Genomic DNA, 12,763 nt, shown 5'->3' with positions numbered 1-12,763 from the left:
ATGGTCGGGTGATCATCTCCATTCGTGGCCTGCTTCGTCGTGCCCAGACCCGCGTTCCCGCGCCGCTCCTCTTCGTGTGCGGGATGTTCGCGCTGCATACGGGCAGTTCGCTCGCGGTCACCCTGTTCGGCGAGGTCGGCTCCCTCGGTATCACCTGGCTCCGGCTGTCGTGGGCCGCGCTGATCCTGATCGCCCTCAGCGGCCGCCCCCTGTGGGCCGCAGTCCGGGCGGCGTCGAAACATGAGCTGGTCACGGTCGTGATCCTGGGCACAGTCAGTGCGGGGATGATGGCCCTCTACTCCGAAGCGACGGCGCGCATCAACCTCGGGACGGCCACCGCGATCGAGTTCCTCGGCCCCTTGGCCGTCGCGGTCCTGGCCATGCGCCGTGGCCGGGAGTTCATCTGGATCGTCTTCGCGATGCTGGGCGTGCTGTTCCTGACCCAGCCGTGGAACGGCAAGGCCGACTTCACCGGAGTGGCCTTCGGCCTGGGCGGAGCGGTCTGCCTCGCCTTCTACATCGTCTTCACCCAGCGCGTCGGCAGCACCTTCCGCGCTCTGCACGGGCTGGCGCTGTCGATGGCTGTCGCGGCGGTCCTGACCGCCCCCTTCGGAGTGCCCGGCGTCGTGGCCCACCCCAGCCCGCACGCGGTGCTCGTGACCCTGGGTGTCGCGCTGCTGTTCCCCATCGTGCCGTTCCTGCTGGAGATGGTGGTGCTGCAGCGGATGAGCCGGACCGCCTACAGCACCCTCGCCAGCCTGGACCCCGCCGTCAGCCTCGTCATGGGCATGCTGATCATCCACCAGACGCCCGGATGGGCGCAGTTCGGCGGGATTCTTCTCGTGGTGATCGCCGGCATCGGCGCGGCACGTGGCGACTCGGCCGTGACCGAGCCCGCGCTGCCCGAACAGAGCGTGATCGGAGACACCCGGTCGGCGCCGTCCCCCACTGCGGATCGGCCACATCCGGACATTCCCCGGTCGGCCCCGCGGGAGGCCGAGGCGCGCGCCGACGCCGCGGGGAGCACCGGAACCCGCACGGTGCCGCGGCTCGACAGCACGTCGACGACCAGCACTGACAGGAGAGGAACAGACATGAACCAGACCGGCCGGAAACGGTCCGGGCGCCACTGACCGTCTGCTGTGGCCGCACGAGCACCGTGGAGTCCCCATCGCCGAACCGCGGCCCGCGCGGCGGGGCCGTGTCGTCGTCTCAGTTCTCCCGGCGGCTGCCCCCATACTTCTTGTGCACGGCCTGCTTGCTGATGCCGAGGATCGTCGCGATCTCCGACCAGGTGGCGCCCTGCGACCGGGCCCGCCGAACGTGCACCGCCTGCAGCCGTTCGACCTCGGCGCGCAACTGAGCGGTCGCGGTCAGCGCGGTCAGCGGCGACGCGTCGTCCCGTGCGGACTGGATCAGCTGGGTCATCCGTTCCTCCTCCATACACGGAAACCTAACGCTGCCGGGCCGCACCGGCGTAACGCCCGCGAGGACGCCGCACGTGAACCGAACCGAGGGGAGAGATCCACTAGTGTCGGGGGCAGACATGAGCGAGAAATCTGATCTGGAGCTGCTCCGCGCCTTCGAGCCGGTGCTGCGCTACACCAAGGGCGAACTCTTCTTCCCCACCGACGTCGCGGCCTACGTGCGCACCTGCAGCCTGTGGGGTGAGGACGACGGAGGCAAGGAGCGCGAACTGGTGCCGGCCGGGCAGCTTACCCTGGACCGGCTGGCCGGGGCCGAGGAGGAGTGGCCCGGCCGCTACAAGCACCTCCGGTTCGTCCAAGAGGACACCCTGCGCGACGAGGCGCGGCGGTTCCACTCGACCGCCCGCCCGGGAATCCCCAAGAGCGGGCGGTTGGCGGCGGTCGGCGTCTTCGGCCGCATCGTCGACGTCCTGGTCAAGTTCTCGCTCCTCATTCGCGGCGCCGTCCCCGGCGGCCTGGCCGCGGCGGCCGTCACCCGCTACCGCGAACAGGTCGACCCCGGCAACGCCACCTACTACGGGCGCGTGGTCCGCGACGGCGGCTACATCGCGCTGCAGTACTGGTTCTTCTACGCGATGAACGACTGGCGCTCCATCTACGGCGGCGTCAACGACCACGAGGCCGACTGGGAGAAGGTCACCGTCTACGTGGTGGAGAGGCCCGACGGCGGGCTCAGCCCGGTCTGGGTTGGCGCCTCCTCCCATGAGTACACCGGCGACGACCTGCGGCGCAGCTGGGATGACCCCGACCTGGACCGCGAAGGCGACCACCCCGTCATCTACGTCGGCGCGGGATCGCACTCCCACCAGATGCTCCCCGGCGACTACCTCATCCAGGTCGACCCCGCCCCGCTGCGCGGTGTCGTGCGCGCCTGGCGCCACATCACGACCCGCCTCTTCCCCCACACCTCGCCGTCCGGCCGCCACGGCATCGGTGTCCCCTTCGTCGACTACGCGCGCGGCGACGGCGTGCGCGTCGGCCCCGGCGGCGACCGCGCGTGGGACGCCGTCGTCATCGATGACGACACCCCGTGGGTGCGCGGATTCCGCGGGCTGTGGGGGCGCGACACCCGCGACTGGTTCGACGGGGAGCGCGCGCCCAGCGGTCCCCGCTACGAGCGCGACGGCACCGTTCGCTACTCCTGGGCCGACCCGCTGGCCTGGGTGGGCCTGCAGAAGGTCGCACCCACCGACGCCGCGGCGCGCGTCGAGCTCGCCGCGCACGTCAAGGGACTCGCCGCCCAGATCGACGAGGCCGACGGCGAGATCCTCGATCGCCGCGACCGGATTCGTCGGCTGGCCGCCGCCCAGTGCGTCCTGCGCCGCATCCCGCACGCCCAGGCCCGGGCGCGCGAGTACGGCGACCTCATCGAGCAGGAGGAGCGCGAGCTCGCCGCTGTCTACCGCGAGCGGGCGCTGAAGGCCGACGAGCGCGACGCCCACCAGAAAGCCCTGGACAGCGACGCGCCCATCACCGCCGGCCCTACGGCGCATCTGCGCTCGCCCCACCTCCCTTATGCCACCGGCCAGCAGCGCACCACCCGCTTCCTGCACATCTGGGTCGCGCTGAGCACCCCGCTGCTCATCACCGCGTTGGGCGCCATGCTGCTGATGCACGGCCCCTACACCATCCCGGCGATGATCGGTGTGGTCCTGCTGTTCGCCGCCTTCGACAGCTTCGCGCGCCGCAAGCTGCGCACCTTTCTGGCCGGACTGGCCATTCTCGCCCTGGTGGCCGGAGTGGTCACCGGCATCATCCTGGCGTTCATGGCGGACTGGCGGATCACACTCCTGGTGCCGATCGTGGTCGTGGTGGCCGTCCTCCTCGTCGTCAACGTGCGCGACCTCCTGCGGCGCTGACCACGGTCGGTCATCGGACATTCGTCGCGGGTAGCCCGTTGGGATCATTGTGCTGATTTCGGGCCGGTGCCGCCGGGATTTTTGACAGACTCAGGCGAGAGAAAGGGTTCCCTCCAGCGGTTGAATCCGGAGGTCTCCACGCGAGGGGATGGGGATGAGCGTCGTCGACCCGGCCCGGGAGACCACTGCGCTCTCCCGGTCGGCCCCGAACCTTGACGCCGGCCCGCGCGCCGACCGCCTCGCCGCCCACGCCGTGCGGGCCCTGATCGAGGAGGCCGCCCTCACCCCCAAACCGGGTCTGGTCGATCGCCGCGGCGGCGGCGCCCACCCGGACATGGACCTCCACCTGATGGAGCGCTCCGCCGAGGCGCTCGGCCCCGCCTTCGCCCTGATGGCCGACGCGTGTGACAGCCGCGCCCCCGACGAGGCGCTGCGGCGGCGGCTCGGCGCGCTGGGCCGCCGCGCTGAAGAGGACATGCTCACCGCCACCGGAGGCGTTAACACCCACCGCGGCGCGATCTGGGCGCTCGGGCTCCTGGTGTCCGCGACCGCGATACACCCCGACGGCACTCCCGCCGCCGAGATCGTCGGCACCGCCGGCCGGATCGCCCGCATCCCCGACCCCGCTGTTGCCCGCTATGCCGTACCCACCCACGGGGCGCGTGCGCTCGCCCGCTATGGTCTGCGTGGCGCCAGAGGTGAAGCCGCCGACGGCTTTCCCACGCTGGTGTCGCGCGTTCTGCCGGTGCTGCGGATCTCCCGCGCCGCCGGTCTGGACGAGGAGCACGCCCGGATCAACGCCCTGATCGGCGCGCTCGCCGTACTCGACGACACGTGCCTGGCCCACCGCGGCGGGGTCGCGGCCCTACGGGAGGTGCAGCGTATGGCGGCCGACGTGCTGGAGGCCGGAGGTACCTCCACCACCAGCGGGTATGAGCTGTTCACCCGGTTGGATGACACGTTGCGGCGCGACCGGTTGTCCCCGGGGGGCTCGGCCGACCTGCTGGCGGGGGCCCTGTTCCTGGAACGGGCCGCCGGACCGGACGCGATCGCGTCGAGGGCGGGGGAGGAGAGAGGCGAGATGGACGTCATCGGCGACCCGGTCCGCCCGGCCGGTCCCGTAGCGGCGCGAGGCGGCAGCGGGGTGCGCGCACGCCCCGGCGACGCCTCGCGATGAGTCCTCTGCCCCCTCGCCCTCCCCGGGACGGGGCTCCGACCCGGCCGGACCGCCCGCGCGCGCTCCCGACGTCGAGGTGGAGGACCGTATGAGACGCACGCCGATCGGTGCGGGCACGCCCTACACCCGCCTGACCGCCCGCGAGCGCGCCCGCGCCCTCCTGGATCCGGGCACGTTTCGCGAGCTCGTCGGCCCCGCCGATCGGATCGTCTCCCCGCACCTGCCGCCGCAGGGTGTCATCCCCCAGCCCGACGATGGCGTGGTGGCCGCCCGCGGCACCATCGACGGCGCACCCGCCGTGGTGCTCTCGCTCGACGGCACGTTCCTCGGCGGCGCCATCGGCGAGGTGGGCGGCGCCAAGATCGCCGGGGCGCTGGAACTGGCCGCGCGCGACGCCGCGGCCGGTGCCCCCGTCCGCCCCGTTCTGCTCCTGGAGACCGGGGGTATCCGCCTGCAGGAGGCCAACCTGGGATTGCTCGCTGTCGCCGATATCCACGCCGCCATTCTCGACCTGCGCCGCCATGTCCGGGTCGTCGGCGTCATCAGCGGCAGGATCGGCTGCTTCGGAGGCATGGCCATCGCGGCGGGGCTGTGCACCCGATTGATCATGACCGCGCAGGGGCGGCTCGGCCTCAACGGTCCCCAGGTCATCGAGCAGGAAGCGGGGGTGGGTGAGCTTGACTCCCGCGACCGCGACCTGATCCTGCGCACCGTCGGCGGGCGGCGGCGTACAGCGGACGGATTCGCCGACACGCTCGTCGACGATGACGCGGCGGAGCTGCGCGGGGCGGTCCGTGCCGCCGTCGCTGGCGCGGTGCCCGGCGCGTCCGGTCACCGCAGTGCCCGCGTTGCCGAGTTCACCGAGCGTCTGGCCGGGCGCGCGCCGGGCGAGGGGGCTTCCCTGGACACGGCCGCGGGTCCCACCGGGGCCGCCCGCCCCGAAACGGCCGTCAAAGACCGCCGGGGCCGCGCCTGGATCGCGGCCCTGACCGGTGCTCCGGTCACCGCATCGGCCGATGGACCGGCATCGGTCCTGGTGGCCGACGGGGAGCTGGGCGGTGGCGCGGCCCGGTTCCTGGCGGTCGTCCCCGATCCCGTCGCGCGCTGGCCGCGCGCCCGCGCCGGGGAGGTCGGTCTCGACGAGGGCTGGGCCCTGGCCGCCCGCGTGCGCGCGGCGGTGGGCGCGGACGCCGCCCTCCCCGCCGAGGAGAAGCGGGCGCTCGTCGCGATCGTGGACACCCCCAGCCAGGCCTACGGCTACCGAGAGGAAGTGCGCGGCGTCCACCAGGCCCTGGCCGGGGCCGTCGACGCCTACGCCGAGGCCCGCCACGCCGGACACCCCGTCGTCGCGTTGGTCGTCGGTCAGGCGATCTCCGGCGGATTCCTCGCCCACGGCCTGCAGGCCGACCGCATCGTCGCGCTCGACGACGCGGCGGTGGTGATCCAGGCGATGTCGCGCGAGTCGACCGCCCGCTTGACCCGCCGGACCCTCCCCGAACTGGGCGCGATCGCCCGCGAGGTTCCGTCCACCGCCTACGACGTGCGCTCCTTCGCCACGCTGGGCGCCCTGCACCGGCTCGTCACCGGTGTTGACGGCGACGCCCCCGACACCGACACGGTCGGGACCGCCGCGGTCCGCGCGGCCCTGGAGGACGCCATCGCTGACGCGCGCGCCTCGCCTCGGGGGTTATCGGCGCGGCTGCGCTCGGTTGAGGCGCGCAGGAACCGCGCGGCCTCCCGGGATGTGCGCCGCCGCTTGGCCGAGACATGGGATGAATGATGCCCGAAAAAGTGACTCTGGCCAGGTGAGCGGTGCTGGGGGTAGCATTCCACTCACGTTGCGTCACCTCGGGGTCAAGCGGAGGTGAAAGTTGCGTGTTGTCACGCAGCGCGCTCTCGCGCTCGGACGGGGGTGGGCTGGGCCGCCGCGGGCCGATGGGGTGGGGCTCTATGGGGGGAATCTCCGCGCGTTCGGGGATGAACCGCACCGGTGCCGCGGCACGTGTGCTGGGTGACCCCGCCGACGCGGGGAGTGGACCACGGGGGAAGGGTGTCGAGTGGTTGGCGACAAGCGGCTAGGCATGGGAAGTGGCGGCATGGGCCCTGCTGTGGTTTCTGGAGTCCGCCCGCACGATCTGCTTCGCTTCGATGACCCGGGCGCGGTGCTGCCTGAGGGGCCGGAGCTGGAGCTGCCGTTGTGGGCTGTGTCGGTGCTCCGCGATGTGCCGTGGGTGGTGGTGCGGCGGGGGATCGCCTCGGGCGGGATGATCCCGGTCGGCATCCGCGGTGTCCGGCGGGCCGACCGCGTCGCCGGGTTCCTCCCGGAGTCCGCCGTCGTCGAGCGGTTCACCCCCGAACAGGCGGCCCGGTCGCACCCGCGGCTGCCTGACGAGCGCAAGGCGGCCGTGCCCGCGCTCGGCGTGCTCACCCGGCTCGACATGACCCTGCGCCGCCACGTCCCCAGCTGGGGGATCGGCGGGAGCGCCGGGTTCGAGATCGTCACCGGCCTCCCCGTCACGCTGCCCGGCAGCGACCTGGACATCGTCATCCGCCCGCGCGAACCGCTCCCGCTGCTGCGGGCGGCGACGCTGCTGGCGGACCTGCGCGCGCTCCCCGTCCGAGTGGATGTCCAACTGTGCTCCACCGAAGGCGCGTTCGCCCTGGTCGAATACGCGCGCGGGGGCCCGGTGCTGCTGCGTCCCCTGAACGGCTCACCGCCGCGCATGGTCGAGGACCCCTGGCCGCACCCCGCGGACCAGGCGTCGTGCGCCTGTGTGACACGGCGGTGGGAGGGAAGGTAGAACGGAAACCAGAACGGACATCAGTCGCACTGGGGGCATATGTCCTCGCGACGATACAAATCCCACCATGCTTGTCCGTGATACGCCCGCGGACGCGGGCGTAAGGCGGCCGGGCCGGCTGGCCCCGGCCGCCGACAACGCGGCGTCGCCGGAGCACTCAGGTTCGGGCGGCGCTCGCGAGCCGCATCTGGGGTAGGACGACCCGGCAGCCCACGCGGGATCCGCTGTGAGGCCGGGCATCTCGACATTCCGGAGGGTTCGGGTGATACCCGCGGATGGGTATCACTACGTTCGCCCTTTTTACTCTCGATGGCGAGGTTCACCCGATGAACGAATCCGGTACCGCCCGAGATCGAGTCGACCACAGCGCGGATCTCTCCACCGCGCCGGGGGGCGGTATGCCCGTCGTCCCGACCCAGCAGGCCGTTCCAATGGCACTCCACACGGCGTACGGTGCGCCCACCGGGCCGACACTCGGCGCGGAGGAGGAGTTCTTCGTCATCGACACCACGACGCTCCAGGCCCGCGGGCGCGCCCCCGAGGTGCTGTCGGGCGCCCGCACGCGGTACCGCGGACGACGGCGCGAATCGTCGATGTGCGCCGAGATCACCCGCCTCCAGGTCGAAGCCGCGACCCCCGTCTGCCGCTCGGGCCGGGAGCTCTACGGACACATCGTGGACGCCCGGCACGCCCTCGCCTGCGCCGCCCGCGAGCACGGGCTCGGCATCGTCGCTTCCGGGACGGCGGTCATCGGCGACCAGGCCCCCGCGCCGCTGACCAAGGACGACCGCTACGCCAGGATCGACGCGCGCTTCGGCGCCCTGCGCGACGCCCACGCGGTATGCGGCTGCCATGTCCATGTCGGCGTCGCCGACCGCGAGGCGGCCGTGCACGTCTGCAACCACCTGCGCGCCTGGTCACCCATGCTGCTCGCACTCAGCGTGAACTCGCCGTTCCTCCTCGGCCGCGACACCGGCCACGCCAGCTGGCGCGCGGTCACCTGGGCCCGGCTCCCCTCGGCCGGACCACCCCCCTTCCTGCCGTCGGCCGCCGAGTACGATCGCGCCGTCGACGAGATGATGGCCTCCGGCGCGATCCTGGACCGGCGCATGGTCTATTGGGACGTCCGGCTCTCCGCCCACCTGCCGACCGTGGAGGTGCGCGCCGTGGACGCCGCGAGTACAGCGGAGGAGGCGGTACTGATCGCACTGCTGGTGCGCGGGCTGGCGGCGGTAGCCCTGCGGCACTGGGCCGAGGGGCGCCCCGACCCGGCGCCCAGCGACCAGACACTGCGGCTGTCGGTGTGGCGCTCGGCCCACGACGGACTGGAGGGCGAGGCCTTCGACCCCTTCCGCTGCGAACTCGTCCCCGCTCACCGGCTCGTCCGCCAGATGCTGGAGCACGCCCAGCAGGGGCTGGTGCCCGCCGACGCCGACTTCGCCGGGCGGCTCCTCGACCGCTTACTGGCCGTGGGGTCCGGCGCCTGTCGGCAGCGCACCGCCTACGCGCGGCGCGGGCGGCTCACCGATGTGGTGGACCTGCTGGTCCGCCAGACGCGCCACGGCCTGGCGGCCGTGGAGAGCTGAGCGCGCGGGCCGCGCGGCGGAGGTCCGTGCGGCCCGCACACTGTGCCCGGGGCGTCTCGGTCACTCCAACCCCGACGCGCGGATGGTGATGTTGAGCCGCCCCCGCTCCAAGCCGGCGTCCGGGTCGGCGGTGCCCGGCAGGACGCGCGGCACGCCGTGGTAGGCCATCCGCGACGGGCCGCCGAACACGAACAGGTCGCCGCCGCGTAGTTCCACGTCGGTGTAGGGGCGGCCGCGGCTCTCGGTGTTGCCGAAGCGGAACACGCACGCGTCGCCGAGGTTCAGCGAGACGACCGGGACATCGGCCTGCTCCTCGCGGTCCTGGTGCATGCCCATCTTCGCCTCGGCGTCGTAGTAGTTGACCAGGGCGACGTCGTAGTCGGGCGTGCCGGGCGGCAGGGGCGCGCCATAGGCGTCGGCCACCCCCGCGCGGGCGAGCTCGTCCAGCAGGGAGGGGAACGGAGCCACGGGTACACCGTCAGGCAGCGTCCTGGAGTAGCGGTAGGGCTCCCAGTGCCACCCGAGGGACACCATCCGCACGCTCATCATGCCGCCGCGCGGCATCCGGTGCTGCCGCATTCCGGCGGGGCCGCGCGACCACTCGCGGCACAGATCGACGAGCCTGCGCTGCGTCTCTGTGCTCAGCCATCCCGGAACGTGCACCGCGCCGGGGGCCACCTCCACGGGCTGCGCCGGAACCGGGAACAGTGCGTCGCTCATGTGTTCACTGTGCCAGCGCGGCAGGCCCGACGCACGTTCTCCCCGGACGCCGCGGGGAGTTGGGGGACGGCGACACGCTGGTGGGGGCGCGGGTGCCTGGCAACCCGCGCCCCCACGAGAGGCGGGGACCGGCTCTGTGAGCGGACGCGATGCCGCACGGCGGCTCAGGAGCGGTCGTCCACCCCGACTAGCACACCAGCAGGCTGAGGTAGCTCACGCTGTAGGCCTGGTCGGCGCTCTCGTTGACGGGGGTGTCCATGGACTGCAGGTCGAGAATGTAGGACATGGTGAATCCCTTCGTTCGGCCGGGGAACGCCCGGGCTGTTGTCCGTCGGTCGGATCCGGGTCGGGGATAGGGACCCGGGGTGGTGAATGATTCTCTGCGGCGTGGGCGCTGTGTGTCGTCGCGCCCGGCTCGGGTGCTCCTTTCGTCGGCGGTCGTCGGTCGGGTCTCACAGGGGTGGCTGTCACCGGGCGGCGGTGGCTCGGGTGAGGAAGGGCAGGATCGGGAGGTCGTCGTCGCGGACCGCGGCCAGGGCGAGGAGGATGCCCGCGCTGCCGGTCGCGAGGTCCATGGAGAGCCGCAGCAGCTGGTCGCCGGGGAAGGCGATCTCGCCGCGGAGGCCGAGCATGTGCCAGCGCAGCCGGTCGCGCTTGCCGGCGATGAGCTCTTCCAGGCGGGCGTCGTGCTTGTCGGGCCGCCGCAGGTGCGTGAGGAGGCCGAGCAGCCCGGCGCTGCCCTGGAACAGCATGGGGAACACGGCCAGCTCGGGTTGGGCCGCCCGGCGGATCCGGGCCAGGGCCGTGGTGAAGTCGGGATGGTCGCGGTGCCGCAGGAACTCGTCGAGCACCAGCCCGATGCCGGCCGACCCGTCGGCCACGTAGGGCAGGGTGCGCTGCCCGTCGTCGACGAGCAGGGTGTCGTCGCGTTCCACGTGTACGCATGAGCGCAGGTCGTGTTCCAGAGCCTGCTGCGCCAGGTCGAGGTAGCCGCGGTCATCGGCCTCCCGGTACAGGTGGAGGAAGAGCAGGGCACTGCCCGAGGGCCCGCGCAGCAGCCCCGCCGGCCCCCGAGCGCCCCGCTCCTCGGGTCGCGCGACCCCGTCCGCGATGCGCTGGGCGTGGTTCACGGCGGCGTCGAGGAACTCGCGGTCGCCGAGGCGGCGGAAGAAGTGCAGCTGGTTGAGCGCGATCCCGCTCCGCCCGCCGTAGAGACCATCGGCCAGCGCGCCGTGCTCTTCCCCGCGGGCGGCCTCCTCCAGCGTTTCGAGCGCTTCGTCGCGCAGGCCGATCTCCTCCAGCGCGTAGGCGATGCCGTGCAGACCGTCGTAGAAGCCGAGCCGGTGCGGCGCGCGCTGCTCGCGCACGCGGCGCAGCAGCCAGCCCTCCCACCTCTCCCACTGCTCGGGCCCGGCGTGGCGGCCGTGCCCGGAGGCCGACAGGGCGTAGAGCACACCGGCGGCGCCGTGGGCCAGCCCGAGCCCGGAGGTGGTGAACTGCTCGACGTCGCCGGGAAAGAGGCGGTCGGTGCGCTCGGGGGTGGCGCTCTGCTGGATAGCGCGGGCGATGGAGTCCTCGATCGCGCGCCAGTCGGGGCGTTTTGTTGCCGCCGACCTCCGGTCGTCTCCCGGGCCGGGGGGCTGGTCTTCCGCGCCCGCGATGAGGGCGGTGGAGCGCGCCATCTGGTGCGGCGTGCCAGCCCAGGGGGAGGGGCCGAGGTCGAGGTCGTCGAGGACATCGCGTCCCCAGTTGTCGGGGACGGGGAAGAGGGCCTCGACCGCGTCCACCAGCGTCCGCGCCTTGCCGGTGTCGAGCGCGCACAGCATGGTCAGCGGGAGGAACGGCGCGATCTTCACGCAGCCCAGCGCGTAGCGGTCCGCCGCGTAGGCCCCGCGGCGGTCGGGCGGGGTGAACGCCGGTGCGCCGATACCGATGTGGCCGTCCTCGCCGCCGCGGGTCGCCACTTCGAGGTCGGCGAGGGCGATGCGGCCGTCGCCGCGCAGCAGCACGTTGCCGGGGTGGAGGTCGCCGAAGGCGATGCCGCGGTCGTGCAGTTGGTCGATCGCCCGCTCGACCTGGGAGGTGACGTCCACGACCCAGCGCGTGAAGTCGGCCTTCGCCGCGCCGTCGGGGTCAGGGCGGGCCAGGGGATTGCGCCGTGCCATCTCCGTGCTGAGCGTGCCGCCCCCGACGTACTCCTGGACAAGGAACTCGTGCTCCCAGGCGGTGAATCGGCCGCGGAGGCCGACAACCGCGTCGACATCGGCGAGCTGGGTGAGGATGTCGTGCTCGTGCCGCAGCCTGGCGATGGCGTCGCGGCCGTCCTGGTCGAGTGCCGCGTGCGGCCGCGCCTCCTTCAAGACCACCGTCGCGCCGCTCTCGCGGTCATCGGCGAGGTAGATGCCGCCCCCGTTGGAGAAGTGCAGGGCGGAGCGGATCGTGAAGGGGAAGTCGGCGGGCGGCCCACTGGCGCTCCGCTCTTTCAGTAGCGGGAGGAGAAAGTCCGGCGGCCGCACCCAGTCGGGGAAGGAGAAGACGGGTTCGCGGCGATCGGGGCACAACCGTCCTTGAGGATCCTCAATTGCCGGTACTGGTTCACCCCGTTCGTTCCGGACATATCTCAGTGTGAAGGCTCCGTAGCGGACATAGAGCGGGCTGTCCTTCCAGCGGAGATCGCTGAGGATGTAGGGCCCGCCGAGACCGTCCAACCGCTCGGCGAGGTCATTGAGGACGGCGTACAGCGCGTCATCCGACGGCGGGTATATGGTGATGAATTTGCCACTCGCTGCGCGATCGGCGTACTTCGCGTTCCGTGCCAGGAAAGCTCCTTCATGGGCCAGGTGCTTGAAGGATATGCCCGCCGAGACGCAGTAGTCCGATGTGAGGTCCAGCACCTTCTGCGCCGATTCCAGATTCGCCGATACGTGGACCTTCCAGCCTTGGGGCGGGGGCTGGCGATCCTGCCGTACGTAGTGGATCCACGGTCCGTCCTCGCTTGTCAACCACGCTTCATTGGCAGGAGGTGGGGGGCAGGTGTACGGGGCTCGATCTGGTTCTCGGCTGCCGGGGGCGTCATAGAAGAGACGGTCGGCAAGGCAGTACTGGAAATAGTTTAATTTCATTGTCCGCCCGC

At 72.2% G+C, this 12,763-nt stretch carries 10 protein-coding genes; 6 read left to right on the top strand and 4 right to left on the bottom strand.

Going from position 1 to position 12,763, the window contains the following annotated elements; genetic code table 11:
• Positions 1 to 8 precede the first annotated feature (8 nt).
• Positions 9 to 1,133: an EamA family transporter gene (locus ABD259_RS22705; RefSeq protein ID WP_344108306.1), complete on the top strand. Its 1,125-nt coding sequence runs from the start codon at positions 9 to 11 to the stop codon at positions 1,131 to 1,133.
• Positions 1,134 to 1,212: 79 nt separating this feature from the next.
• Here ABD259_RS22705 and ABD259_RS22700 read toward each other — a convergent pair whose 3' ends face one another.
• Entirely contained in the window at positions 1,213 to 1,428 is a 216-nt protein-coding gene (locus ABD259_RS22700; protein WP_412759474.1) for a helix-turn-helix domain-containing protein, read from the bottom strand.
• A gap of 118 nt (positions 1,429 to 1,546) precedes the next feature.
• On the opposite strand from ABD259_RS22700, the gene ABD259_RS22695 reads away from it, so the two are divergent.
• The 5 genes from ABD259_RS22695 to ABD259_RS22675 all read left to right on the top strand — a co-directional run bounded on the left by ABD259_RS22695 (position 1,547) and on the right by ABD259_RS22675 (position 8,910).
• Complete coding sequence (locus ABD259_RS22695; RefSeq protein ID WP_344108301.1) at positions 1,547 to 3,346, top strand: hypothetical protein; 1,800 nt, start codon at positions 1,547 to 1,549, stop codon at positions 3,344 to 3,346.
• 154 nt (positions 3,347 to 3,500) lie between these two features.
• The gene (locus tag ABD259_RS22690) at positions 3,501 to 4,523 is read left to right on the top strand and encodes a triphosphoribosyl-dephospho-CoA synthase (RefSeq protein ID WP_344108299.1); all 1,023 of its coding nucleotides are present in this window, start codon (positions 3,501 to 3,503) and stop codon (positions 4,521 to 4,523) included.
• Positions 4,524 to 4,611: 88 nt separating this feature from the next.
• On the top strand, positions 4,612 to 6,303 hold the full coding sequence (locus tag ABD259_RS22685; RefSeq protein WP_344108297.1) for a biotin-independent malonate decarboxylase subunit beta: 1,692 nt from the start codon (positions 4,612 to 4,614) through the stop codon (positions 6,301 to 6,303).
• A 316-nt stretch (positions 6,304 to 6,619) separates the two neighbouring features.
• Positions 6,620 to 7,324, top strand: a complete 705-nt coding sequence (locus ABD259_RS22680; RefSeq protein WP_344108295.1) for a malonate decarboxylase holo-ACP synthase — start codon at positions 6,620 to 6,622, stop codon at positions 7,322 to 7,324.
• Positions 7,325 to 7,650: 326 nt separating this feature from the next.
• On the top strand, positions 7,651 to 8,910 hold the full coding sequence (locus ABD259_RS22675; RefSeq protein WP_344165230.1) for a carboxylate-amine ligase: 1,260 nt from the start codon (positions 7,651 to 7,653) through the stop codon (positions 8,908 to 8,910).
• Positions 8,911 to 8,970: 60 nt separating this feature from the next.
• Here the strand turns inward: ABD259_RS22675 and ABD259_RS22670 are convergent, their stop codons facing one another.
• From ABD259_RS22670 to lanKC, 3 genes are all read right to left on the bottom strand, one after another.
• Positions 8,971 to 9,630, bottom strand: coding sequence for an alpha-ketoglutarate-dependent dioxygenase AlkB family protein (locus tag ABD259_RS22670; protein ID WP_344108291.1), 660 nt, complete (start codon positions 9,628 to 9,630; stop codon positions 8,971 to 8,973).
• A 187-nt stretch (positions 9,631 to 9,817) separates the two neighbouring features.
• Positions 9,818 to 9,916 carry a SapB/AmfS family lanthipeptide gene (locus tag ABD259_RS22665; protein WP_344108289.1) on the bottom strand — a complete coding sequence of 33 codons (99 nt, stop codon included), beginning with the start codon at positions 9,914 to 9,916 and terminating at the stop codon, positions 9,818 to 9,820.
• 181 nt (positions 9,917 to 10,097) lie between these two features.
• Positions 10,098 to 12,752 carry a class III lanthionine synthetase LanKC gene (lanKC, locus tag ABD259_RS22660; protein WP_344108286.1) on the bottom strand — a complete coding sequence of 885 codons (2,655 nt, stop codon included), beginning with the start codon at positions 12,750 to 12,752 and terminating at the stop codon, positions 10,098 to 10,100.
• Between the last annotated feature and the right edge of the window lie 11 nt (positions 12,753 to 12,763).

The organism is Nocardiopsis rhodophaea (assembly GCF_039530945.1).
Lineage (GTDB): Bacteria > Actinomycetota > Actinomycetes > Streptosporangiales > Streptosporangiaceae > Nocardiopsis_C > Nocardiopsis_C rhodophaea.
This window is presented reverse-complemented; position numbering and strand designations above follow the sequence as displayed.